At 59.5% G+C, this 23938-nt stretch carries 22 protein-coding genes and 1 other RNA gene; 7 read left to right on the top strand and 16 right to left on the bottom strand.

The window, feature by feature from the left end; all coding sequences use genetic code 11:
* Window positions 1-34: 34 nt before the first annotated feature.
* From EV586_RS15605 to EV586_RS21650, 8 genes are all read right to left on the bottom strand, one after another.
* A complete protein-coding gene (locus EV586_RS15605; protein WP_132946049.1) occupies window positions 35-709 on the bottom strand; it encodes an HAD family hydrolase in 675 nt (224 codons plus the stop codon).
* Window positions 710-719: 10 nt separating this feature from the next.
* Window positions 720-1349 carry an O-methyltransferase gene (locus EV586_RS15600; RefSeq protein ID WP_132946048.1) on the bottom strand — a complete coding sequence of 210 codons (630 nt, stop codon included), beginning with the start codon at window positions 1347-1349 and terminating at the stop codon, window positions 720-722.
* A 48-nt stretch (window positions 1350-1397) separates the two neighbouring features.
* Window positions 1398-3065: a hypothetical protein gene (locus tag EV586_RS15595; protein WP_132946047.1), complete on the bottom strand. Its 1668-nt coding sequence runs from the start codon at window positions 3063-3065 to the stop codon at window positions 1398-1400.
* A gap of 27 nt (window positions 3066-3092) precedes the next feature.
* Complete coding sequence (locus EV586_RS15590) at window positions 3093-4715, bottom strand: SagB/ThcOx family dehydrogenase (RefSeq protein WP_132946046.1); 1623 nt, start codon at window positions 4713-4715, stop codon at window positions 3093-3095.
* A complete protein-coding gene (locus EV586_RS15585; RefSeq protein WP_132946045.1) occupies window positions 4712-5893 on the bottom strand; it encodes a glycosyltransferase family 2 protein in 1182 nt (393 codons plus the stop codon). Before EV586_RS15585 ends, EV586_RS15590 begins: the two co-directional genes overlap by 4 nt.
* A gap of 171 nt (window positions 5894-6064) precedes the next feature.
* Window positions 6065-7561: a flotillin family protein gene (locus EV586_RS15580; protein ID WP_132946044.1), complete on the bottom strand. Its 1497-nt coding sequence runs from the start codon at window positions 7559-7561 to the stop codon at window positions 6065-6067.
* A gap of 21 nt (window positions 7562-7582) precedes the next feature.
* Entirely contained in the window at window positions 7583-8083 is a 501-nt protein-coding gene (locus tag EV586_RS15575) for an NfeD family membrane protein (protein WP_132946043.1), read from the bottom strand.
* Between the two features lie 134 nt (window positions 8084-8217).
* A complete protein-coding gene (locus EV586_RS21650; RefSeq protein ID WP_279388303.1) occupies window positions 8218-8352 on the bottom strand; it encodes a hypothetical protein in 135 nt (44 codons plus the stop codon).
* 130 nt (window positions 8353-8482) lie between these two features.
* Here EV586_RS21650 and EV586_RS15570 point away from each other — a divergent pair, with 130 nt between their 5' ends.
* Window positions 8483-8707 (top strand): hypothetical protein, encoded by a 225-nt coding sequence (locus tag EV586_RS15570; protein WP_132946042.1) that lies wholly within the window; start codon window positions 8483-8485, stop codon window positions 8705-8707.
* 56 nt (window positions 8708-8763) lie between these two features.
* Here the strand turns inward: EV586_RS15570 and EV586_RS15565 are convergent, their stop codons facing one another.
* Window positions 8764-10512, bottom strand: a complete 1749-nt coding sequence (locus EV586_RS15565; protein WP_243653061.1) for a UbiD family decarboxylase — start codon at window positions 10510-10512, stop codon at window positions 8764-8766.
* A 341-nt stretch (window positions 10513-10853) separates the two neighbouring features.
* On the opposite strand from EV586_RS15565, the gene EV586_RS15560 reads away from it, so the two are divergent.
* On the top strand, window positions 10854-13199 hold the full coding sequence (locus tag EV586_RS15560; protein WP_132946040.1) for an immune inhibitor A domain-containing protein: 2346 nt from the start codon (window positions 10854-10856) through the stop codon (window positions 13197-13199).
* 163 nt (window positions 13200-13362) lie between these two features.
* Window positions 13363-15684, top strand: coding sequence for an immune inhibitor A domain-containing protein (locus tag EV586_RS15555; protein ID WP_132946039.1), 2322 nt, complete (start codon window positions 13363-13365; stop codon window positions 15682-15684).
* Window positions 15685-15747: 63 nt separating this feature from the next.
* On the opposite strand, the gene EV586_RS15550 is transcribed toward EV586_RS15555, so the two are convergent.
* Window positions 15748-16038: an antibiotic biosynthesis monooxygenase family protein gene (locus EV586_RS15550; protein ID WP_132946038.1), complete on the bottom strand. Its 291-nt coding sequence runs from the start codon at window positions 16036-16038 to the stop codon at window positions 15748-15750.
* Window positions 16039-16131: 93 nt separating this feature from the next.
* On the opposite strand from EV586_RS15550, the gene EV586_RS15545 reads away from it, so the two are divergent.
* Both EV586_RS15545 and asnB read left to right on the top strand, forming a co-directional pair.
* Window positions 16132-16698 carry a DJ-1/PfpI family protein gene (locus tag EV586_RS15545; RefSeq protein WP_132946037.1) on the top strand — a complete coding sequence of 189 codons (567 nt, stop codon included), beginning with the start codon at window positions 16132-16134 and terminating at the stop codon, window positions 16696-16698.
* Window positions 16699-16789: 91 nt separating this feature from the next.
* Complete coding sequence (asnB, locus tag EV586_RS15540) at window positions 16790-18634, top strand: asparagine synthase (glutamine-hydrolyzing) (RefSeq protein ID WP_132946036.1); 1845 nt, start codon at window positions 16790-16792, stop codon at window positions 18632-18634.
* A gap of 45 nt (window positions 18635-18679) precedes the next feature.
* Here the strand turns inward: asnB and EV586_RS15535 are convergent, their stop codons facing one another.
* Window positions 18680-19129: a gamma-glutamylcyclotransferase family protein gene (locus EV586_RS15535; protein WP_132946035.1), complete on the bottom strand. Its 450-nt coding sequence runs from the start codon at window positions 19127-19129 to the stop codon at window positions 18680-18682.
* A 94-nt stretch (window positions 19130-19223) separates the two neighbouring features.
* On the opposite strand from EV586_RS15535, the gene EV586_RS15530 reads away from it, so the two are divergent.
* Window positions 19224-19766 (top strand): bifunctional transcriptional activator/DNA repair enzyme AdaA, encoded by a 543-nt coding sequence (locus EV586_RS15530; protein WP_132946034.1) that lies wholly within the window; start codon window positions 19224-19226, stop codon window positions 19764-19766.
* Complete coding sequence (locus EV586_RS15525) at window positions 19759-20502, top strand: hypothetical protein (RefSeq protein WP_132946033.1); 744 nt, start codon at window positions 19759-19761, stop codon at window positions 20500-20502. The genes EV586_RS15530 and EV586_RS15525 overlap by 8 nt, the downstream gene beginning before the upstream one ends.
* Window positions 20503-20526: 24 nt before the next feature.
* Here the strand turns inward: EV586_RS15525 and trhA are convergent, their stop codons facing one another.
* The 5 genes from trhA to EV586_RS15500 form a co-directional block, all read right to left on the bottom strand.
* Complete coding sequence (gene trhA / locus EV586_RS15520; RefSeq protein ID WP_132946032.1) at window positions 20527-21171, bottom strand: PAQR family membrane homeostasis protein TrhA; 645 nt, start codon at window positions 21169-21171, stop codon at window positions 20527-20529.
* A gap of 122 nt (window positions 21172-21293) precedes the next feature.
* Window positions 21294-21693: RNase P RNA component class A (gene rnpB / locus EV586_RS15515), an RNA gene on the bottom strand.
* 83 nt (window positions 21694-21776) lie between these two features.
* Window positions 21777-22034 (bottom strand): hypothetical protein, encoded by a 258-nt coding sequence (locus tag EV586_RS15510; protein WP_132946031.1) that lies wholly within the window; start codon window positions 22032-22034, stop codon window positions 21777-21779.
* Between the two features lie 59 nt (window positions 22035-22093).
* Window positions 22094-23227 (bottom strand): Nif3-like dinuclear metal center hexameric protein, encoded by a 1134-nt coding sequence (locus EV586_RS15505; RefSeq protein WP_132946030.1) that lies wholly within the window; start codon window positions 23225-23227, stop codon window positions 22094-22096.
* Window positions 23214-23912, bottom strand: coding sequence for a tRNA (adenine(22)-N(1))-methyltransferase (locus EV586_RS15500; protein ID WP_132946029.1), 699 nt, complete (start codon window positions 23910-23912; stop codon window positions 23214-23216). Before EV586_RS15500 ends, EV586_RS15505 begins: the two co-directional genes overlap by 14 nt.
* Between the last annotated feature and the right edge of the window lie 26 nt (window positions 23913-23938).

Here is a 23938-nt window from a genome sequence, read left to right as displayed (position 1 = left end):
TCCTTGAAGGTAGGGTCTCCGGGCGGACGCCTGCTTACTCGCTGAGGAAAGCGAAGAAGCGCTCCTCTTCGCTCAGATCGGCCAAGAGCAGGTCCGGCTCCGCCTCTGCCAGCACGTCATAGGCATGGCCGCCCGTGCCGACGGCCACGACTTTGGCACCGATCTTGCGGGCCGCTGCGATGTCTTTCAACGTGTCGCCGATGACGATCACCCGCTCGGGGGCGAAGTCGACGCCATAATGCTGTTTCGCCCGCGCCACGCCGTCTTGCAGCAACTGCCAGCGCTCGACCGGCCCATAGCAGAACCCGCCGACCGGGAAAAAGCGGTTCAGGTCGAAATGCGCCAGTTTGATCCGCGCCCCCCGCTCGACGTTGCCCGTGCCGTACGCGTTATACAAGCGCTCGTCTTGCTCCGTCCGTTCCAGCACCTGCAGCACGTTGGGCATCAGCATGGAGTTCCCATCGCGCATGACGTCTTCCAGACACGGGTAATACAGCGTCAAAAACTCATCCATCCGCGACGCATCCACTCCGTAGCTGGCAAACACGCCGCCGATCATATTCAGATCGAGGCCGCCCGCCATGTCGAGGCTGTCAAAAGCGCCTGCCTCCCCGGTCAGCTGGGCAAACGCCCGGTTCATCGCCCGCTTCCCCGCCCCTTTGTTGCGTAGCAGCGTCCCGTCGATGTCCCACAACAACAGCGTCTTCATCTTCAGCCTCCTATTTGACGCGGGTGACCGACAGGCCGTCCCCGATCGGCAGCAGCATCGAATCGACGCGCTCATCGGTCGCGATCGTTTCGTTGAACGCGCGGATCGCCAGCGTGTTTTCCCCGTCGTTCTCCGGGTCGTACACGCGGCCGCTCTGCAGCACGTTGTCGCCGATGATCAGCGCGCCCGGGTTGGCCAGCTTGAGCGCATAGTTGTAATAGTTGAGGTAGTTGACTTTGTCCGCATCGATGAAGAACAGGTCAAACTTCGCCCCTTCCTGCTCCAACTGTTCCAGGCTGGACAGCGCTTCGCCCAGACGGTATTGCACCTGGTCGCCAAAGCCCGCTTTTTTCAAATTCTCATGTGCCAGTTCCGCATAGTCCGCTTCCAGCTCCAGCGAGGTCAGCGAGCCGTCTGCGCCGAGTCCTCGGGCCAGGCAAATGCCGCTGTAGCCGCCGAGCGCGCCGATCTCCAGCACGTGTTTCGCGCCGATCATCTTGACGAGCATCGTCAAATAGTGGCCCACTTCCGGCGACACGGAGATCGTCGGCATGCCGCGGTCGACGATCGACTGGCGGACGCCGGTCAAGATCTCATCTTCCTGCCCAAACAAACCACGTACGTATTCAATTGCTGTCATATGTACCCCACCTTGTCTCTAGAGTTTGTTGCATCAACAACTAGTTCCCTACATGCCCTTTTTTTCCTTCAGTTCCGGCGGCGTGCACACGAAAGTCACCGATGCCTGCAACTGCGTCTTGCTGGCACAAGCCAGCTTTTTCACTGCGACAAAGCTCACCCCGTGCTCGGCGAACCGCCGCGCGTGCGCACCGGTGCCGAGCAGGACCGGGATCGGCTGCTCCTGCGACGCGCGCTGCAAGGCGGCGAGCTGCTGCTTCGCCAGCGCCGAGTATTCGCTTTGCCGTGCAAAATACTCGTGCGAGGTGAGCCACGAGTTCGTCCCCATCAGCAGAAGCAACACCAGACTCAGCGCTTGCAGCGCCCGACGGTTGCTGATCAAGAGCCCGTACGCGGCAGCCAGCGCCGGGACCAGCCACAGCTGGGGCGTGAATCGCGCCCACCACGCTTCCGGATTGAGCAGCACCGAAAAGATGACGAGCAGCAGCACGCCGCACGCCAGCAGCGCCTGCCGCCACGAGGTGAGCAAAAAGCAAAGCCCCGCGATCACGATCCCGAGCAGCAACGCGCCGCCGAACAGCGGACCCCAGCCACCGATGCGCGGGTCGGGGCCTTGGAACGCTTTCACTTCTTGCTGCGTCCATGTGAACGGAAGCTTCAGCTCCGCCTGTTGCGTCGCCAGCACATTTTCCGACCGGGCAAATAGAGACCAGCCCAGCTTCTGCCACGCCGGGAGCCCGATCAGGTTGCCCGGCACCTGCTGCGCCATGATGTCGAGCTTCCCGTCCCCGGCGACCGGGTAGAACGGGTGCCCTTTTTCCAGTGTATTCAACACGTACGGGTTCCAGCCGACAAACAGGATGCCCGCCACAAACGCTGCGAGAATCACCCCGGCCATCGCGCCGGCGACCCGGCGCTTGCCGACCGCGTACAGCAGCAGGAGCAGCCCGCCGCTCAGCACGGCAGCATAGACGACACCGGTGAATTTGTTGTTCAGGATCAGCACCAGCGCTAGCGCCGTCACCAGCGCGATCCACCGGTCGCCGCGCACGGCGATCAGCGCGCCCAGCCCGAGCAGGCAGAGCAGCAGCGCGCCGAGCTGCCCGTCGAGGTAAAAGGACAGCGTCTGGTTCAGCACCACCGGGTTCCAAGCCAGCACGAGAGCGCCGAGCAGCGCCCGCCAGACCTGCCTGTCCCAGCTGAGCAGCCCGGCCCACGCCAGCAGAAACGAAGCGCACAGCAGCAGGAAGTTCCACGCCTTGCCCTGCTCCAGATGCCCGGTCACTTTGTACAGCGCCGCAGCGAGCGTCTCCGCGCCTTTGGCGTAATGATCGTTCCAGACATTGCCCGTGTCCGGCTGATGAAACGGATTCCACCCGTCATGAAGCTTGATCACCGCCGTGGTGTGATAGCCTTGCCCGTCATAAGACACATCCAAATAAGACCCGCCGAGCTGCACCGACAGCCAGAACAATGCCGCCACAAACGCCAGCACCCCGGCGAAAACGCCCGCTTTCCGCAGCGCCCCTTCCACATAGCGGTTGACGCCAAACGCCAGCGCCAAAGCGGCACAGCCTGCTCCGAGAGCAAGATTCCACTTGCTAATCGGTTGCCCGAGCGCCCAGAACAGCGCGGTCACCAGCAGGACGGATGCAGCCAGCACGAGGATGGTGCCGCCGGCCAGCAGACTCAATTCTTGGAGCCGTTTGTTGATCATGCAGAACTCCTTTCGAACGAATGTCCGCTATTCGCCATAAGTGGGCAGATCGGTCAACCTCCGGTCCTCCAAAGCGCCGCCGACGGTAAAATGGTAGAGATCCTGCCACTGCCGGCCTTTCAGCCCCAGCGTGCGGTGCATCGGATTGTCAAAAAAGCACCCGATCCCCGTACCGCTGACACCGGCCGCCTCCGCTTCCAGATACAACACTTGTCCGGCCAGTCCGCACTCCCAGTGCAGCCGGGGATAGAACCAAGCGCCCTGCTCCTCCAGCGGCCGGTCAAACTCCGCGTACATCGCCACGGCAAAACTCCCGTCTGACGCGATGTCCTGATCGCACGAACCGTCCCGGGCAATCTTGCGAAAATCGCCGGTGGTCAGCAGATAGAAGTCCAAGCCTTCCGGGCATGTTTCCGGCTTCGTCCAAAGGAATGAGGCGTGCGCAGCGCTTTTCAGCGACTGGACATGCTCCGGGTTGCGCACCAAGGCGTACATGCCAGGAGTCAGACCTGCCACGCGATGGACAAACACCACCATGCTCATCTTCGGCTCCCACGGCAGCACATCGAACGCAGGGGCTGCCAGCCGCTGCAGGATATGATAAAAAACTTCCCGGGAAATACCTGTCGTCCCATCCATCCCGACGGCGCTGCGACGCTTTCGAACCAGCGAGCGCAGTGAGATCTCGCGCATCTCAGCAGGCCGACTGCCGCTCCGTTCACTGTTCGTTTTGAAAACCCTTCGCGGCGTCTCCTGCGTCTCCGGTTTCACAGCCGCTTGCGACGCGGTATCGATGATCTCCCACGGGTGGTGATCACGGCTTAACACGTTGCGCTCGCCAAGCCAGTTCAGTCCCGCGAACTCTTCCATCACGGACGGGTCGACCACTTCCACCGGCAGTTCGCAGCCCGCTGGCCACACAGCGAGCAGGCAGTCGGCATGCTCCGCTTCCGGCCCGTCCTGTCCGGCGACGCCGAGCAGGGTGTTCAACTGCCCGGTGCCCGGCGCCTCCACGAGCCGCACCTGCCAGCCAAGGCCCGCCGCCGCGACCGCTAAAGCGCCCAGCGCATGTCCGACATCGAGGTGGCAGTAGCGAAACGCCCGCTCTCCGTACTTCCACGACTCGCGCCAATAGATCGAGGTCAGCCCGACCAGCACGCCCCCGTCCGGCAGCCCCCGGCTCAGCCGCTGCCACAGGTGGAAGGGCACCTCGGCCCGTTTTTCCAGCGCATGCACCTGAGGCGAATAATGCGCCACCAACGGCGCATCGCTCACGCCCGCCACCGCTCCGCACAACAGATAAGCTTCCGTGGGATGCAGATTCCCGCTCGACGGGTTGATCCGCACCGCCCGCTTCTGGGTGCCGTCCAAGGACATCTTCCAGCGCGCGATCGACATGCTGTCATAGAAAAGCTGGGAGATGCCCTGCAGATTCAGCGGTGCCGGTGCGATCCTACCTGCCGCATAAGCCTCGTCGTAGCGCGGCTCGGCGGTCGGCCCCACTTTCAACAGCGGAATCTGCACCGCCCCTAGATAGGTCCGAAACGGATCTGGCTGCGTGTCCCAATCCAGTTGTGCCAGCGCCCGCGCATGGCGGTGAAAATGATGTTTGGTCTGCTCATGATAGTCCCTGATGATCTCAAGCTTCACAAGATCCCTCTCCCCTGCTTCATTCGCTTCAGTTCTTTCAGCGGATAAAACGTCCCGCGCCAGTAGATCCCGCCTTGGCGGAGCGTCAGATAGGTCGACCGCACGATGATGTAGACGAACAACAGCGCAGTCAGCGGCAATGCGATCACCTCTTCGCCCCGATAAGGGCTGAGCGTGCGCGTGTACTGCAGATACAGATAGATCATCATCACGACCGACGCCGCGTAGAGCAGTCCCGCCCAGCCCAGCAGCAGCCAGCCGACAAAGGGCAGGAAAAAGGCGAACAGCTGCCCGAGCACGCCGATCAGCACCATGAGGAGCGAATAGTTCAGCCCGGCAAACGTGTTTTTCTCCAAGCCGCGGATCGCTGCGCCAAGCGTCGGATACCATTCGACGGTCAACAGTTTCGTTCCGGTGACCAGACGCTGTTTCAGCCCGGCGCGCTTGACCATCGTGCCGAGCTGCAGATCATCGTCCGGCCGCATGCGCAGTTCCTTGTGAGTGCCGATCTGTTCATACGCCTCACGCGAGATCAAATTAAACGCCCCGATGCCAAAACCGACCTTGTCCTGCGTATCCACATTCGGCAGCCATGGACGGATCAACAGGCACAGCGAAAACAGAAAATAATGCACGAACGCCCGCAGCCAGAAACGGCTCGCCTCCATCGTCGGCGTCATCGTCACGTGATCGGCCCGTTCCTGCACGGCATACGCCATCGCCGCACCCAGCGCGTTGCGCTCAAAGCGCACATCGGCATCGGTAAACAGCATGTACTCGCCGCTCGCCTGCTGATACCCTTGGTACAGCGCGTGATTTTTGCCCAGCCATCCTTCGGGCAGCGTTTCGATATGTATCACGTTAAACCGCACCTGCGAGCCTGTTTCCTTGGCGCGTTGCTGCACCGCGTCCAGAATCTCGCCCGTCCGATCCTCCGAGCGGTCATTGACCACGATCAGTTCATAGTTCCGATACTCCAAAGCCAGCAAGCTCTCCACCGTCCGCTCGATCGCCGCCTCTTCATCCTTCCCGGCTACGATCACCGACACAAACGGCTCCTCCCCGCTCACCTTGCCCCCCGTCAGCTCCGGAATCATTTTCAGACCCCGCACGTTCAGGACGAGCATGACGACCCAATAGACACACACGAGCACCGCCATCACCTGTAAAAAAACCATCGCGAACACTTCCCTTTCATACTTGCGAAACCACGCAAAACCGGTCGTTAACCGTTCTCAAATACTCTGGACAATCCGGCCAGCTCTACAACTTGGATGTTGCTTCCAGTATAGCATGAAAGCCAAATCTACCGCCTGCAGGCGATAAATTTGGCTTCCTAAGCTCTGCGATTACAGTTCTTCCTGCACTTGCTCGATCACCTTCTGCACAGCGTTCGTGCCGCCGCGCTGGGTCAGGCCTTTGATCATCGCTTCGAGGTCGAGACCGGACACGTCTTTCAGCATTTGCGGCGCGGTTGCCATCAGCTCGGTGACATAGTTGCTCACGCGCGCTGCGCCTTCGCCTTTGCCGGTGTCGACGACGGTCAGCTTATCAATCTTGCCGATCGGCTCGGAGATCTTCCCGGCCAGTTCCGGCAGCATTTTCACGATGATGTCGAGGATCGCCGCCTGGCCGAATTTTTCAAACGCCTCGGCCAGCTTTTCCTTCGCTTCCGCTTCGGCCAGACCGCGCAGACGGATGACTTCCGCGTCGGCCGTACCTTTGGCGCGCTCCGCTTCGGCGATGGCGAGACCTTCCAAGCGCTTCTGCTCGGCGTTCGCTTTTGCTTCCGCTTCAATCTTATATTGCATCGCATCCGCTTCGCGCATACGCCGCGCTTTGTCCGCTTCTGCCGACTGCTCGACCGCATAGCGGTCTGCGTCCGCCTTCTTCTTCACTTCTGCGTCGTATTGGCGCTCGCGGCGCACGATCTCTTTCGTCTCCAGATCGATCTCGCGCTCCTTGCGCACCAGCTCGATCTTCATCTGCTCTTCGACCACCTGCTGTTTCGCGCGCGCCTCTTGAATGTGGTACGCCTGGTCCGCTTCCGCTTTCGCCATGTCCTGGTCTTTCTTAAAGGACGCGACTTTCAACTCTTTTTCCTTGGCAGCTTCTGCGATGTTCGTATCGCGCACCAGTTCGGCTTTCTGCCCATGCTCTTCCGCCAGCGCTTTTTGAATCCGTGCATCTCGCACCGCTTCCGCTTCGGCGATCTCCGCATCGCGCTTGACCGCTGCGATGCGCGGCTTGCCGAGCGCTTCCAGATAGCCATGTTTGTCGCGCACGTCTTTGATCGTAAACGACACGATCTGCAGACCCATCTTCTTCAAATCGCGGGCCGCCACGCCTTGCACTTCCTGCGCGAACTTGTCGCGGTTGCGGTAGACTTCCTCGACCGTCATCGTGCCGAGGATGGCGCGCAGATGCCCTTCCAGCACTTCCTGCGCTTCCGATTTCAGCGCATCGACCGGCTTGCCCATAAACTGCTCCGCCGCCGTCGCGATATCTTCGACCGAACCGCCGATCTTGATGATCGCCACGCCGTCGGCCATCACCGGAACGCCCTGCTCGGTGTACACTTCCGGCGTCGACACGTCCAGCTTGTGCGACAACAGCGACAGAAACTCCGCCTGCTGGAAGATCGGCAGGATAAAAGCGCCGCCGCCGCGCACGATCTTGATCTTGCGCCCCGACTCATCGGTCAAGACATTTTTGTTCCCGAGAAAGGAACCTGTCACGATCATGGCTTCATCCGGACCGACCGTCTTGTAACGAGCCCAGAACGCCAAACCCAAAATCAACAACACCCCGACGATAATTGCCGGAATTACGAGAAAACTCGGCATACGATAACCCCTTCCTGCACGCTATTCTACTTCTTCATACGCAGATACATATAAGACATCATCCTTCACTTCCACAATGACCGCCTTCATCCCTGCCGGGATGATTTCCCGGTCAAAACTGGCCGCGATCTGGTTGGTGAGGCCCGCCCCGACTTTGACCAACACTTCGCCAAAGCCTTGCTCCGGAACGGTCACCGAGACCTCACACAGCTTCCCCGCCAGATCCTGCAGCGAGAATCCGGTCGAGTTCTCCACTTTCTTCATCGGCTTCACATAGAAAAAATAGACCAAAAAGGACAGCACGATCCCGGCCAGCGCCGCCAAAACTGCGGTTGCGACCAAGCCCAGTTCCGTGTACGTCGTAAGCAAAACGCCAACGCCGCCAAATGTGGTGATCCAGCCGCCGATCACAGTCGGGTCAAAAAAATCCGGCCCGTGCAGATGCAGCAGATCGCCGAAGATCAGCACCGCCACCGCGAACAGGATGCCGCCGATCAGACACCCGTAATAGAGTTCCAGCAACCAACACCCCTCCTTTTTCCAGAAATCATTCGCGGCTTTCAGGCGAACACCTATCTATACGGAACAACTTCCAGAAAGTTTCATAAAAAAAGCATCCTGCCCTCTCCAAACGGGCAGGATGTCAGCTAGCCTGACTATTTTTTTCCTTTTTCAAAAGCGGGTGTTAAAAACGCTTGCCCCAGTTCGAATTGCTCTTGTTTCGTCAGCTTCCCACTTCTTGCTTTGCGGTCCAGCCATTCGAGACGCTTTTTCATCGAACGTTCGGTCATCGTATCCAGCACCCCCTGGGAGTAGTGTGTGCAGCAAGCTGCGCACCTACGAGTGACGCATTTTGGCTCTTCGACCATCGACTAAAGACAAGCCGCACCATCCATACTTACGTCAGGGGGGTGTTCCGTTATGTCTATCGCACACATCATGATCAAACAGGCATCGCCGGAAGAGTATCGCCGCGTCTCCACCTCGCTCAATGCGCTGCTTGGCGTCGAGCGCGCGCTGGCCGACCCGGGGAACCACATCATCACCGTCGAGTACGAAAACCATCTGGTCAATGTCAACCAGCTGCGCAAAACCGTACAGGCATCCGGCATTCAAGTGCTGTCCGACTGGAAAGAGCCCTTCTAACCCAAGCAAAACCAAGCAAAAAGACCCCGTGGCGGCCGCCATGGGGTCTTTGCCTGTTAAAAATTCGTCTTGCCGAAATACTCCGTCCAGCGCTCCGAGACCTTCTGGTCGATGTCCGGTCGGGTGACCACTTCGTCCGGGTAGCCCGGCTTCATCCGCGCGTCGATCACCAGCGGCAGTTTGTAGCCGACATGGTGACGCTGCAGCTCAGACTCCGCATAGATGTCATGCGCCGGGTCGAAGCGAGTGAACGTCGTCCACAGGAACGACGACTGCGACTTGGCGACCGAAGCATCATCGACCAGGAACACCACCGGCCACTCGCGCAGCTTGTCAGCGGCGAGATCGACCAGGCGCGGTGCCAGCTCCGGATCTTCCTCAAACGATGCCCCTTCCACCACCAGACACCCTTTGCAATACGATTCGATCTTGCGAATCCCCGGCAAGTCAGCGCCCTGATAGGTGTCGGGCAGCGTCCGCATCGGCTCGCCGACGCCGAGCATGATCGCCTTCGAACCGTGGTTCAGGCGGCGGCCCGTGTAGTCGAGCGTATCCATCGAGGTGTTGCCGAGCACGTACAGGTCCTGCGCCGGATCGAAGCGCTCCAAGACCTGCTCAAACAGCGCCGTGAAGTTCTCCAGCTTGACCGGCTTGTCGGTCAGGATCAGGAACTTGGTCAGGGTCAGTTGCCCTTCGCCCAAGATGCGGAACGCGTTGACGAGACCTTCACGCTTGTAGCTTTCGCGCACGACGGCAGCAGCCAGCGCATGGAAGCCGGTCTCGGCGTACGTCCACAGATCGCGCACGCCCGGCATCGCCAGCGGGAACGCCGGTGATAACAGGCGCTGCAAAAATTCGCCGAGGTAGTAATCTTCCTGCACCGGCTTGCCGACGACGGTCGCCGGGTAGATCGCATCTTTGCGGTGATAGACGCGTTCGACGTTGAACACCGGGAACTCGTGCGCCAGCGAGTAATAGCCGTAGTGGTCGCCAAACGGCCCTTCGATGCGGCGCTCATGCGGCAGCACGTGACCGACGATCGCAAACTCCGCCTCGGCGATCAGCGGATACTTGCCGCCGTGCGGATCTTTGGCGACCGGCAGCTTCTCGCCCATGATCAGCGAGGTCAGGAGCAGTTCCGGCAGCATCTCCGGCACCGGCGCGATCGCCGAAGCGATCAGTGCGGGCGGGCCGCCGAGGAAGACGGTGACCGGGAAGTTCTGGTTCAGCCGCTCCGCTTCATGGTAATGGAAGCCGCCGCCTTTGTGGATCTGCCAATGCATGCCCGTCGTCTTGTCGTCATAGATCTGCACGCGGTACATGCCGAGGTTGTGGTCATTTTTCGAAGGATGCTCCGTGTACACGAGCGGCAAGGTCACAAACGGGCCGCCGTCCTCATGCCACGACGTCAAGACCGGCAGTTCCGACAGCTTGGCCGGCGCATCGACCATCTCCAGGATCGGCGCTTGTCCCGCGCTGACCGTCTTCGTGCCGGTCTTTGCCACGTCGAGCAGCAGGTTGCGTTCGCCCCAGATCTTCCCGAGCGTCGGCGGCACCAGCTTGTGGGTCAGGCCGACGATGTCTTTCATCAGCTGCTCCGGGCGCGGTCCAAACGCCAGATCGACGCGGCGCGACGTCCCGAACATGTTCGAAAACACCGGGTAGCGGCTGCCTTTGACGTTGGTGAACAACAGGGCAGGTCCCCCGTCCTGAATCACGCGGCGGTGAATCTCCGCCAGCTCTAAATACGGATCGACTTCCGCTGTGATCTCCACGATGTCGCGCTCTTGGCGCAATGTATGCATAAAGCTTCGTAAATTTCGATGCACTCTGATCTCTCCCCATCTCTTACCTAACAAACACTCCCATTGTACCATAAAATAAAAACAGCACCTCGCGAAGGTGCTGCTGAGAGGTTCGACTTTTTTGTCACGCTTTTCCCGCCATTTGCTTTTCATCACATTTGCGCCCTGCGACAGGGGCGCCTTTTTATTTCATAAAACAGAACCAAATGTAGGGTTTGTTCTTTGTTGAAAGTTAATACAACCTTCTGTATTTTGTTCCAACCCAGAAGGAGTTTTCGAAAATTTGTTGAAACTTTTTTCCGAGATGTAAATCTCAACAGAGAATAGAGGGGGAGTCACTTATGAAGAAGAAGGCGTTGAGCATCGGCCTTTCCTCTGCCCTGATCGCAGGTTCCTTGTTTGCCGCCGTACCGGCACAAGTTACCGTTCAGGCTGCAGACCGGGAAAGCACACCGGCCGACCTGAACGTGGTGAACACCGACCGCTACATCGATTCGCTGGTGGAGCGCGGGATCATCTCAGGTAAACTGAATCAGGAAGACAAGGAAGCAGCGATGCGCGCATACCTGAAACGGACGGGCAAAGGCGCGGTCAACACGGCTGCGAAGAACACCTTCCAGTCGCGCTCCGCAAAAGTCAAAGGAGCTGCGCAAAACACTGCCGTTTCCTCGAAGCAGGCGTCCGGCACGACTGTCGCTCCGGCAGCAGGCGAGGCCTGGAACGGCGGTGTGCGCAAAGACAAGCTGCTCGTTCTGCTCGTCGAGTTTGACGATTACAAGCACAACAACATCACGCCGGATGAGACCGATATGTTCTATCCGGACTATACGACTGAGCACTATCAGCAAATGATGTTCTCCCCGACCGGCTATACCGGCCCGAATGGCGAACACTTCGTTTCGATGGCCCAATACTATCTGCAGCAATCCGGCGGCTCGTACACCGTCGAAGGCGATGTCATCGGCTGGGTGAAAGCTCCGAAATCGGCCGCTTACTACGGCGGCAACGTGGGCGGCGTCGACGGCGATGATAACGATCCGAAACAGCTGATCCGCGACGCGCTGGCTGCAGCTGTTGCCCAAGGCGTCGACCTGTCCGAATATGACCAAGAGGACATCTACGACCTCGACGGCGACGGCAACTACCGTGAGCCGGACGGCCTCATCGACCACATGGCGGTGATCCATGCCGGCGTGGGTGAAGAAGCTGGCGGCGGCAACCTCGGCGGCGACGCGATCTGGTCGCACCGCTGGGACCTGTCCTCGCCGTTCGCGGTGCCGGGCTCTTCGACCAACATTCCGTACTGGGGCGGCCAAATGGCAGCTTTTGACTACATCATCATGCCGGAAGACGGCGCGACCGGCGTCTTTGCGCACGAGTACGGCCACGACCTCGGCCTGCCGGACGAGTACGACACGATCTACTCCGGCAACGGCGAGCCGATCGAATACTGGTCGATCATGTCGGCCGGTTCCTGGGCGGGCAAGATCGGCGGCACCGAGCCGACCGGCTTCTCCCCGTATGCGAAAGAGTATTTCCAAGACACCATCGGCGGCAACTGGCAGCATGGCAAGACGATCTCGCTGTCTGACATCCCGGCAAGCGGCCTGACCGTGACGCTCGATCAGGCGACCACCAAAGGCGCTAACGAAGATGTCGTCCGCATCGACCTGCCGGACAAAGTCCGCACCGTCAACACCCCGGCTGCCGGCTCCTACGAGTACTGGGGCGGCAACGGTGACGAGCACGACCACTCGATGGTACGCACTGTCGACCTGACCGGCGCCACCACCGCGAAGCTCGACTTCGATACCTGGTACAACATCGAATCCACGTGGGACTACGCGTTCGCACAAGTCTCGACCGACAACGGCGCGACCTGGACCTCGCTGGCGACCAACCGCACGTCGACGCAGATCGCGAACGGCGCATACCCGACGATCGCACCGAACCTGCCGGGCTACACCGGTTCCTCGAACGGCTGGGTGCATGAGACGATCGACCTGTCCGCCTATGCCGGTCAAACGATCAAACTGCAGTTCCGCTCGATCACAGACTGGGGCACCAACCTCGAAGGCTTCTACGTCGACAACGTGAAAGTGTCCAAAAACGGCGCAGAAGTGTTCGCGGACGGCGCGGAAGGCACTCCGTCCTTCACGCTCAACGGCTTCGCGAAGTCGGAAGGCAAATACACCACCAAACACCATTACCTCGTTGAGTGGCGCACTCATGACGGTGTCGACCAAGGTCTGGCGCACATCAAGCGCGGTCAGTCCCTGCTCTCCTACGACCCGGGCATGGTCGTTTGGTACGTGAACGAAGCGTATGACAACAACTGGGTCGGCGCTCACCCGGGCTACGGTTTCCTCGGCGTGGTCGACGCGCACCAAAACGTTCACCACTGGGGCGGCTATGCGTCGAACGGCGCAACGGCAGGCACCCGTTACCAAGTCTACGATGCTGCCTTCTCGCTGAAGAAAGGCGCTGACCTCAACGTGTACTACGGTCCGGACCAGCATCTGTACAACGCTGCGAAAAACCCGGTTTCCACGTTCGATGACAAGTCCTCCTACTGGTCTCCGTCTTCCCCGCATTCGGGTCTCAAGCTGAACAACTACGGCCTGAAGATCCAAGTGGTAGGCGAAGCGGCCGACCGTTCCGCTGCGACCATCAAGATCACCAAGTAACACCAGACCACCGCAAACGCACCCGTAACTGGGTGCGTTTTTATTAATAACAATTACAATCTTCAATATTTCATTCGATGCACGAAGGAGTTTTTCAATCACTTGTTGAACTGTTATAACGAGAAGTCTAAATATTCAATGAGAGCAAGGGGGATTTTACTTTATGAAGAAAAAGGCATTAGGGATTGGTCTTTCCTCGGTGCTGATCGCAGGGTCTCTGTTTGCCGGTGTTCCGACAGGCGTGACCGTGCAGGCTGCCGACCGGGAAAGCACGCCGGCCGACCTGAACGTGATCAACACCGACCGCTACATCGATTCGCTCGTCGAGCGCGGGATCATCGATCAAGGCCTCAGCCAAGAGCAAAAAGAAGTGGCGATGAAAGACTACCTCACCGGCAAAGGCAAGAAGCCGAACGTTTCGATCGCCCAGAGCAACTCGTTCAAAGACCGCGCAGCAGCTGTCAACAAAGCTGCGAAAGGCAACAAGGGCAAAGGCAAGAAAGTAGAGCCTGCGCAGCAACAGCCGTGGACCGGCGAAGTGCGCAAAGACAAGCTGCTCGTGCTGCTCGTCGAGTTTGACGACTATGAGCACAACAACATCACGAAGTCTGAAACCGATATGTTCTATCCGGACTATACGACTGAACACTATCAGCAAATGATGTTCTCCCCGACCGGCTATACTGGCCCGAACGGCGAGCACTTCGTTTCGATGGCACAATACTATCTGCAGCAATCCGGCGGCTCGTACACCGTCGAAGGCGATGTGGTCGGCTGGGTGAAAGTTCCGAAATCGGCCGCTTACTACGGCGGCAACGTGGGCGGCGTCGACGGCGATGATAACGATCCGAAACAGCTGATCCGCGACGCGCTGGCTGCAGCTGTTGCCCAAGGCCTCGACCTGTCCGAATATGACCAAGAGGACATCTACGACCTTGACGGCGACGGCAACTACCGCGAGCCGGACGGCCTCATCGACCACATGGCGGTGATCCACGCCGGCGTGGGCGAAGAAGCGGGCGGCGGCAGCCTCGGCGGCGACGCGATCTGGTCGCACCGCTGGGATCTGACCTCGCCGTACGCGGTGCCGGGCTCTTCGACCAGCATTCCGTACTGGGGCGGCCAAATGGCAGCTTTTGACTACATCATCATGCCGGAAGACGGCGCAACCGGCGTCTTTGCACACGAGTACGGCCATGACCTCGGCCTGCCGGACGAGTACGACACGATCTACTCCGGCAACGGCGAGCCGATCGAATACTGGTCGATCATGTCGGCCGGCTCCTGGGCGGGCAAGATCGGCGGCACCGAGCCGACCGGCTTCTCCCCGTATGCGAAAGAGTACTTCCAAGACACCATCGGCGGCAACTGGCAGCATGGCAAGACGATCTCGCTGTCTGACATCCCGAAAAAAGGCCTCGAAGTGACGCTCGACCAAGCGACCACCAAAGGCAAAAACGAAGATGTCGTCCGCATCGACCTGCCGGACAATGAGACGGTCGTCAACAAGCCGGCCGGCGGCTCCTTCGAGTACTGGGGCGGCAAAGGCGACGAGCACGACCATTCGATGGTCGCATCTGTTGACCTGACCGGCAAAACGTCGGCGACGCTCGACTTCGATACCTGGTACAACATCGAATCCACGTGGGACTACGCGTTCGCACAAGTCTCGACCGACAACGGCGCGACCTGGAATTCGCTCTCGACCAACCGCACGTCGACGCAGATCGCGAACGGCGCGTACCCGACGATCGCACCGAACCTGCCGGGCTACACCGGTTCCTCGAACGGCTGGGTGCATGAATCGATCGACCTGTCCGCTTACGCCGGCCAGGAGATTCTGCTGCAGTTCCGCTCGATCACAGACTGGGGCACCACCCTGGAAGGCTTCTACGTGGACAACGTAAAAGTGACCGCTGACGGCGCAGTAGTGTTCGCCGACGGCGCAGAAGGCACTCCGTCCTTCGACCTGCAAGGCTTCAAGCAAGATACCGGCAAGTCGTACACCAAGCACTACTACCTGGTGGAATGGCGCACCCATGACGGCGTCGACCAAGGTCTGGCGCACATCAAACGCGGCAAATCCCTCATGTCCTATGACCCGGGCATGCTGGTCTGGTACGTGAACGAAGCGTATGAGAACAACTGGGTCGCCATGCACCCGGGCTACGGCTTCCTCGGCGTCGTCGACTCGCACCAAAACGTCGTGAAGTGGAATGACGGCGAAGTGGCTGCTTCCCGCTTCCAGCTGAAAGATGCCACCTTCTCGCTGCAGAAGGGCACCGACCTGAACATCGTGTATGCGGACGGCAGCTCGATCTTCTCCAAAGCGAAAGCGGCGGAAAAGACGTTCAGCGACCACGATTCCTACTGGAACGCTTCCAACCCGGACTCCGGCCTGAAACTGCTCAAGTACGGTCTGAAGATCCAAGTGATGAAAGAAGCGAACGACCGCTCCGCGGCGTTGATCAAGATCTCCAAGTAACGCAAAAAAGCGCACCTGCCAAGGTGCGCTTTTGCTTTTGTTTTTGCTTGTGCCGGCCTGCGCTTAGGAGGAGAATTTCACAGTGTACTTGCGCAGGTCGCCTTTGACCGGAGAGTTCGGGTTGGCGCCTTGGTGGGCGCGTTGGAACGCTTCGCCTTGCGTCCAGGCGTTAAACGCGTCTTCCGATTCCCATTTGGTGTAGACGATGATCTCATCGCCTTCGGTCGGAAGCAGAAACTGGTATTCGAGGCAGCCCGGCACGTCTTTCATGCGTGCGCCGGCACCGGCAAAGCGCTCTTCGAGATGGGAGCGGTAGTCGGCCGGAACGGTCAAACGGTTCATTGCGATAAACATGTGTACGACACCCTTTCCTGTTTCTGTATGTACGTCTTTCCCAATTCATCGTACCATAGATGCAAGAAGTTGAACAAAAAGGAGATCTGATTGATGAAACTGGCCATTCTCGTCTTTGACCGCTTTACCGATCTCGATGTCTTCCTGCCGTGGGATTTGCTGAACCGCGTGGCGCGCTTCCGCCTGCTCCCGGACTGGGAAGTAAAGCTGGTCGGCACCAGCGCGCACCACACCTCTGAAAACGGACTGACCATTCCGATGTCGGCCGGACTCGACTATCTCGGAGAAGCGGATGCCGTCCTGATCGAGAGCGGTCCCGGCGTGCAGACGCTGCTCCGGGATGAAGCGATTCTCGCCCGCCTGCACAGCCTGCTCGACCCGGGCCGCCAGCTGATCGGCTCGATCTGCTCCGGCGCGCTGCTGCTCGCCAAGCTGGGGCTCTTGGACGGCTTGACGGCGACAACTTATCCGACGCGGGTCAAGCAGCTCGCCGCGATGGGCATCGAAGTGGTCGAGGCGCCGCTCGTCGCACATGAGCGGATCGCCACCGCCGCCGGCTGTCTGGCTGCCGTCGATCTCTCGCGCTGGTTCCTCGAAGGATTGGCGTCGAAAGAAGTCGCAGAACAGGTGATGGCGTCAGTCCGGCCCAACGGAATGTGATTTCCTGCACATCTTTTTTCCCTTTCGCATACGTTATGTCATGCTGGGCGAATGTCCATGTAAGACTTGAGAATGGGAGGGGAACGAACAAATGTGTGGGATTAGTGGATGGATCGATTGGAAAGTCGATCTCACAGAACAGAGTTCGATTCTCAAACAAATGGCAGATTTGCAACACCTCCGCGGCCCGGACCAAGAAGGCATCTGGCTGTCTCCCCACGCCGGATTTGCCCACCGCCGTCTGGCTGTCGTCGACATCGAAGGCGGCATCCAGCCGATGACCCGCGCCCGCGGCGATCGCACATATACGATCATCTACAACGGTGAGCTGTACAACACCGAAGACATCCGCAAGGAACTGCTCGCCCGCGGCCACCGCTTCCAAGGCCACTCCGACACCGAAGTGCTGCTCACGTCCTACATCGAGTGGGGCCCGGCCTGCGTGGAGCAGCTGAACGGCATCTTCGCCTTCGCGATCTGGAACAGCCATGAGCAGCACCTGTTCCTCGCCCGCGACCGGCTCGGCGTCAAACCGCTGTTCTATGCAGAGCGCGGCGGCGGCCTGCTCTTCGCTTCCGAGCTGAAATCCCTGCTCGCCCACCCGCTGGTCGAGCCGGACGTGGACAGCGACGGGCTGGCCGAAGTGTTCGCCATCGGCCCGGCGCGCACGCCAGGGCACGGCGTGTTCCAAGATGTCGCTGAGCTGAAGCCGGGGCATTATCTGCGCTTCGACCGCACCGGTACGGCGGTAGCGCCGTACTGGCAACTGGAAAGCGCCCCGCACACCGATGATTTGGACACGACGGTGGAAACACTGCGCGGCTTGCTGCAAGACGCGGTCGAGCGCCAACTGGTCTCCGACGTGCCGCTGGTCACGCTCTTGTCCGGCGGGCTCGATTCGAGCATGATCTCGGCGTTTGCGGCGATGAAGTATCAACAAGAGGGCAGACGGCTGCACACGTTCTCCGTCGACTACGTGGATAACGACAAGCATTTCACGGCGAGCGACTTCCAGCCCAACCCGGACGGCCCGTGGATCAAGCGCGTCTCCGAGTACATCGGGTCGGAGCACCACAACATCGTCATCGACACGCCGCAGCTCGTGCAAGCGCTAAAAGATGCGGTCACCTTCCGCGACCTGCCGGGGATGGCCGACATCGACGCCTCGCTGTACCTGTTCTCCAAAGAGATCAAAAAAGAAGCGACCGTCGCCCTGTCCGGCGAGTGCGCCGACGAGATTTTTGGCGGGTATCCATGGTTTTACCGTGAGGAGATGGTCAACGCCGACACCTTCCCGTGGTCGCGCAATGTGGAAGGGCGCGCTTCCTGGCTGAACGAGGAGTTCGCCGCCAAGATCAACGTGGCGGCGCACATCGACGGCCGCTACCGGGCGGCGCTCGCCGAAGTGCCGAAGTTGGAAGGCGAATCGCCGGCAGAAGCGCGGGCGCGCGAGATGTCCTACCTCAACCTCTTCCGTTGGATGCCGACCCTGCTCGACCGCAAAGACCGGATGACGATGGGCGCGTCGCTCGAAGTGCGCGTGCCGTTCTGCGACCACCGCATCGTCGAATACATGTGGAACGTGCCGTGGGAGATGAAGTTCTACGCCGAGCGCGAAAAAGGGCTGCTGCGCAAAGCGCTGGAAGGGGTGCTGCCGGAAGATGTGCTCTACCGCAAGAAGAGCCCGTACCCGAAAACGCACAACCCGGCCTACCTGAACGCCGTGCGCAGCTGGCTGCTCGAAATCCTCGATGATCCGGCTTCACCGCTGCTGCAGGTGGTGAACAAAGAGGTGCTGCTGCAGGCGGCGCAAAACGCCGACGACCCCAATTTTGTCCGCCCCTTCTTCGGCCAGCTGATGGCAGGCCCGCAACTGTTCGCCTACCTCGCGCAGATCGACACCTGGATGCGCAACTACAACGTGCGTTTGGTCTAGACAACAAAACCCTTGGCGCTTGCAGGTGCCAAGGGTTTCTCTCATTTAATGGCGGTCGCTGTTGTTGACGCGGTCGATGCCCGCCTGCAGATACGCTTCGACCTGCTCGGCCGGGTGGTGCACCGACAAGCCTTTGCGCACCCGCTCCAGATATTTTGGCGAAGGCAGGGTCAGCGTTTCTTCTTCGCGCGGCAGGAGCACATACGCGTCGACGAGTTCACCGCCTGCCCGCACTTGCAAGGTGTGCAATTCGTACTCATCGTCGACCTCTTCCAACAAGGCGAGTTGGCTTTCCTCAATTACGTAGACTGCGCCCAGAGCTTCGTCGCCCGGGCTTGGGAGCAGCGTCGTCGCCCCTCCGTCATACTCCGGGTTGTAGGTGAAGGTGCAGGCGTGGCCGGGCAGGGTCGCGGTCTGATAGGACTTGTACCCGCCCATCTCCTCTTGCATCCGCTCCGGGTCGGTGCTGACGCCATAAGCAAAAAACAGCGGCATTTGTCAGTTCCTCCAATCGTATCATCTGCTGGTTTCATCCTACCATAAAACAGGATACAATAGTGCCAACCAGACCATTCGGGAGGGAAACCATATGCAGGACCAGCAGTGGCAAATGATCGTCGAGTGCGACGCGACGGCCGACGGACAATTTTACTACGGAGTGTTGACGACCGGGATCTTCTGCCGTCCTTCCTGCAAATCACGCACCCCCAAGCGGGAAAACGTCCGCATTTTCCAGACGCCGGACGAAGCCAGACAGCACGGCCTGCGCGCCTGCAAACGCTGCCGCCCGGAAGAAGCCGCGCCGCAAAATGAACTGGTGCGGGCGGCCCAACACCTGCTCGAATCCCGCTACGCTGCACCGCTGTCTCTGCAATCGATCGCCGACCGCCTGCACATCTCCCCTTACCACCTGCAACGCACCTTCAAAAAAGCCACCGGCCGCACACCCGCCGCAGCGCTCACCGCCATCCGCCTCGACAAAGCGCGGGAACTGCTGGCGGCGACCGAACGCCCGCTTTCCGACATCGCGCTCGAAGTCGGCTACCAGAACCTTTCCCATTTTTCCTACGTCTTTCATAAAGAGACTGGCTTGACTCCAACCGATTATCGAAGGAGGAACGGGATTGAATAAAAACTGGCTCTTTTGGCTGGCATTGCCGCTGCTGCTGACCGGCTGTGCGGAACAGGCCACCGGTGAGGCGATTCGCCCGCTGGTGGAAAAGCATCTGCCTGATCAAGTTGAACTGCAGACGCTGCTGTTGCAAGAGAAAAATCTCGAACTCTCCTTCGACCAGGACGCCGCCAAACTGTCGCATGAGGCGGAAGGTCAACTGATCAAAAACATTCATGACGAACTGCTCCGCACCTTTGGCCACGATCAGGTGACCAGCGTCACTTACCGCATCGAACAGCAGACGGCCCGCACGATCAACGGCCTGTCCTGCAAGCGGGCGACCGGTTGCTGGACGCCCTTTTTATCACTGCCGTCCGGAGACGACCCTTTCGCCAACCGCGGCGTGTCGATCAAGAATTTTGAAGAGCTCATCGCCGCCTCCGACCTGATCGTGATCGCAAACTTCGCGGACGGTGCCTATCGGGCGGGCGAAGTGCTCAAAGGCAACCCTGCTGTCAAAGGCAAGACGCTCCAGATTCACCACGACCTTTCTCGTGACTTCGCCGGACCCGGCCGCTACCTGCTTTTTTTGGAAACGATGGATCGGGAGCCAGGCTACATGATCACCGGCGTCTGGTCGGGCAAATTCAAGCTCGAAGGCCGCCCGAAAGGCTACGGCCAAGACCAGGTGCGCTCGCTCGCCGAACAGCTCACCGACCAAGCGCTGATCGAACTGATCAAGCAAAAGACCTGATCCTAAGCGGATCAGGTCTTCTCTTTAGATCGCAATGTACCGCGCCACCATCAAAAAATGCAGGGTCGCGCCCGCCGACACCCAGAGATGGAAGATCTCGTGGAAGCCGAACTTGCCGGGGAACCAGTCGAACCACTTGGTCGCATAGATCACCGCGCCGACCGTGTACGCCACACCGCCTGCGAACATCAGCCAGATCGCGCCCGTCGGCAGCGTCTCGACCAGCTTCACAAACGGCACCACCGCGATCCAGCCGAGGCCGACATAGAGCAAGGTGGACAGATAGCGCGGCGCGTTGATGAAGAACAGCTTCATCGCCATCCCCGCCAAGGCCAGCGCCCAGACCACCGCCAGCATCGTGATCCGCCACGAGCCGTCCAGCCCAAAGGCGAACACCGGCGTGTAGGTGCCGGCGATCAACAGATAGATCGCCATATGGTCAAACTTCTTCAACGCCAAAATCTTCTCCGGCGTGGAACGCACCGCATGATAGACGGCGCTCGCCATAAACAGCACGATCAAACTCAGCCCGTAAATCACCATCACCGACACTTTTGCCGCGCTCTCCCGCGACCAGACGATCAACAGCACCAGGCCGGCAACGGCCGCCAAACACGTCAACAAATGCGTCCACGTATTCACCGGCTCCCGAAACCGCAAAAACCACATCGGACACCGCTCCCCCATCTCTTCCCGTTATGTACTCATTCTACTACAAAAACTGACTGGCAAGTATAATTCAGAAATAAAAAAAGAACCCTGCGCGGGTTCTTTATTTCTCATATATGACTCCGAAAAGTAAGCCTGTAAGCCGAGTTCTGTACTCCTGGTGCTGCAAACGGGAGTCACCCTCGCACTGTGGAGTGGCAATCATCTATCTAGGCGTACTGTTGCCAGCACGCTCAAGCAACCTACCCGAGTCCGCGCCGGGCCGACGCATGTGGACTCCTATCCGGTCTTGCTTCGGGTGGGGTTTACCTAGCCAGCATGTCTCCATGCTGCTGGTGCGCTCTTACCGCACCGTTGCATCCTTGCCCGCACCTCCGAAGAGGCCGCTGGCGGTTTCTTTCTGTGGCACTATCCTTAGGATCGCTCCCACCGGCCGTTAGCCGGCACCCTTGCCCTGTGAAGCTCGGACTTTCCTCCCGTGCGGCCTTTCGACCTTGCACCGGCGATTGCCCAGCTTACTTTTCGGTTTGATCAGCAGATTCATTCCTGACAAAGAAGAAGTATACAGGGTTTTCCCCGAAGTTTCAAGTACCAAATCATAGGTGTCATGGGTACAGTGTAAACTTTCGTCCGCGCGGCATGCTGCTCTTTTTGATCCGTTTGGACTGGCAGAACCGACATTCATACAGCACCTGCTTCTGCTCTCCGTCCTCCGACAACTCTGTATACATCACCTTCTGCATGATCCGTCCGCAGTCGGGGCATTTTGTGATCGTCAGCAACAAATGTAGGAGATAATAGGCGTACGAAAACGCCAGGACAACAGCAATGAGTGCAATTGCGCTCATGATCAGATGAGCCATGCTCGTTCACCCCCATACTCCACTGTATGGGTTTGTCTGAGAAAAAAGACGCGGTGAACTTACAAAAAAGTGAACGGTTCTGTGTTCGTTTCCGACACGAAAACTTCCGCGTCATACCCGTATTCGCGCAGCTTGGCTTCCAGGTAGGCCTGCACGCTCGGCATGCAGATCTTTTCCGTATTATGCCCCGGATCGACCATGCACAACCCTTCGGCCAGCGCATCTTGCGCATAGTGGTAGCGGATGTCTCCGGTCACGAACACGTCGGCGCCTTTTTGCAGCGCCTGCGGGTAATACTCCTCGCCGGAGCCGCCGAGCACCGCCACGCGGCGCACGGGGCGGTCATGCGGCCCGACGACCCGCGCATGCTCCACGCCGAACTGCTGTTTCACAAAGTTCGCGAACTGCTCAAGCGTCATCTCCTGCACGAGATCGCCGACGCGTCCGACGCCGAGCTCCTGCCCCATGATCTCCAAAGGGTAGAGATCGTAGGCGACTTCTTCATAGGGATGCGCTTCCAGCATCGCCCGCACCACACGCTCCTGATTGAGGTCGCTGACGATCGTCTCCACGCGCACTTCCTCCACTTTTTCCAGCACGCCCTGCTCGCCGATAAACGGCGAGGTGCCCTTTTGCGGCACGAAGGTGCCGATGCCCGGCGTGTTGAACGTGCAGTGGCTGTAGTTGCCGATCCAACCTGCGCCCGCATCGCCCAGCGCTTTCAAGACGGCTGCGTGATGCGTCTCCGGCACGAAGACGACCAGTTTTTTCAGGCGGGTGTTGTGGACGCGGGACAGCACTTCGACATGTTCCAAGTGCAGGCGTCCGGCCAGGATGTCGTTGATGCCGCCCTCAGCGATGTCGAGGTTGGTGTGCGCCACATAGACGCCGATGTTGTGTGCGAGCAGCTTTTGCAGCTTGCGCCCGTACGGCGTGTCGGTGCGCAGGGTCTGGACAGGCTTGAAGATCATCGCATGGTGCGCAATGATCAGGTCGACCCCTTTTTTGATCGCTTCGTCGATCACGCCTTCATCATTGCTGTCCAGCGACAGCATCACTTTTTTCACCGGGCGCTTCGGGTCGCCGACCTGCAGCCCGACCTTGTCCCACGATTCGGCCAGCGTCAGCGGCGCCAGCTCTTCCATTACAGCGGCGATCTGCTTGACCGTCGCCGTCGTCTTATGAGCGGACATCGTTTCCTACCTCCTCCAGTTGTCTTTTCCGTTCCAGCAGCGCATCCCGGCGCGCCTGTCCGCTGTCCCCTTTGGCTTTCTCCAAGCCTTTTAAGGCCAGCGCGATCTTGCCCAGTTCGTATTCGACGCGATCGAGCAGTAATGGATGCTTGCGTGCAAGCAGCAGCGGGCCAAACTCCAGTTGCAGCGGATCGTCGAGCGTCATCTCGCCGCGCTCGGCGACGACGATCTCATAGATCTTCTCATCCTCGATCAGCATGTCTTCGTCGACGATCTTCCAGCCATGCGCCAGCAGCCAGCGGCGCAGCGAGTCGCCATCGCCCTGCGGCGACAGCACGAGCCGGGAGACGCCTTCCAGCTTCTCCGCTCCGGCGGCCAAAATGTCGCGGATCGTCCCGCCGCCCATGCCGGAGACGGTGATCACGTCAACTTCGCCCGGGCTCAGCACGGCCAGCCCGTTTCCGCGTCGCACCGCAATCTTGCCGGTCAGCCCGTGCGCGCGCACGTTGCGCTCCGCCCCGAGAAACGGCCCTTCATTCAATTCGCCTGCCACCGCTTGTACCGATTGCCCGCGCTGGACGAGATAGATCGGCAGGTAAGCATGGTCACTCCCGATGTCTGCCGTCTTCACTCCGACGGGCACAAATGACGCGATCCGCGCCAAACGTTCCGATATGTTTATCAAATGAGATCACCTGTTATGTAAAGATA

This window comes from Tumebacillus sp. BK434 (genome assembly GCF_004340785.1).
In the GTDB taxonomy this organism is placed as follows: Bacteria; Bacillota; Bacilli; order Tumebacillales; family Tumebacillaceae; genus Tumebacillus_A.
Note: the sequence above shows the minus strand (reverse complement) of the source record. Positions and strands in the feature narration are given on the sequence as shown.

Bases quoted from the DNA above. Each gene is read 5' to 3' on its own strand.
- asnB (WP_132946036.1), top strand. From the start codon at position 16,790: ATGTGTGGGATTAGTGGATGGATCGATTGGAAAGTCGATCTCACAGAA.
- EV586_RS15570 (WP_132946042.1), top strand. From the start codon at position 8,483: ATGTCTATCGCACACATCATGATCAAACAGGCATCGCCGGAAGAGTAT.
- EV586_RS15580 (WP_132946044.1), bottom strand. From the start codon at position 7,561: ATGCCGAGTTTTCTCGTAATTCCGGCAATTATCGTCGGGGTGTTGTTG.
- EV586_RS21650 (WP_279388303.1), bottom strand. From the start codon at position 8,352: ATGACCGAACGTTCGATGAAAAAGCGTCTCGAATGGCTGGACCGCAAA.
- EV586_RS15555 (WP_132946039.1), top strand. From the start codon at position 13,363: ATGAAGAAAAAGGCATTAGGGATTGGTCTTTCCTCGGTGCTGATCGCA.
- EV586_RS15530 (WP_132946034.1), top strand. From the start codon at position 19,224: ATGCAGGACCAGCAGTGGCAAATGATCGTCGAGTGCGACGCGACGGCC.
- EV586_RS15550 (WP_132946038.1), bottom strand. From the start codon at position 16,038: ATGTTTATCGCAATGAACCGTTTGACCGTTCCGGCCGACTACCGCTCC.
- EV586_RS15585 (WP_132946045.1), bottom strand. From the start codon at position 5,893: ATGGTTTTTTTACAGGTGATGGCGGTGCTCGTGTGTGTCTATTGGGTC.
- EV586_RS15535 (WP_132946035.1), bottom strand. From the start codon at position 19,129: ATGCCGCTGTTTTTTGCTTATGGCGTCAGCACCGACCCGGAGCGGATG.
- EV586_RS15545 (WP_132946037.1), top strand. From the start codon at position 16,132: ATGAAACTGGCCATTCTCGTCTTTGACCGCTTTACCGATCTCGATGTC.
- EV586_RS15505 (WP_132946030.1), bottom strand. From the start codon at position 23,227: ATGTCCGCTCATAAGACGACGGCGACGGTCAAGCAGATCGCCGCTGTA.
- EV586_RS15510 (WP_132946031.1), bottom strand. From the start codon at position 22,034: ATGGCTCATCTGATCATGAGCGCAATTGCACTCATTGCTGTTGTCCTG.
- EV586_RS15605 (WP_132946049.1), bottom strand. From the start codon at position 709: ATGAAGACGCTGTTGTTGTGGGACATCGACGGGACGCTGCTACGCAAC.
- EV586_RS15595 (WP_132946047.1), bottom strand. From the start codon at position 3,065: ATGATCAACAAACGGCTCCAAGAATTGAGTCTGCTGGCCGGCGGCACC.
- trhA (WP_132946032.1), bottom strand. From the start codon at position 21,171: ATGTGGTTTTTGCGGTTTCGGGAGCCGGTGAATACGTGGACGCATTTG.
- EV586_RS15560 (WP_132946040.1), top strand. From the start codon at position 10,854: ATGAAGAAGAAGGCGTTGAGCATCGGCCTTTCCTCTGCCCTGATCGCA.
- EV586_RS15565 (WP_243653061.1), bottom strand. From the start codon at position 10,512: ATGCATACATTGCGCCAAGAGCGCGACATCGTGGAGATCACAGCGGAA.
- EV586_RS15600 (WP_132946048.1), bottom strand. From the start codon at position 1,349: ATGACAGCAATTGAATACGTACGTGGTTTGTTTGGGCAGGAAGATGAG.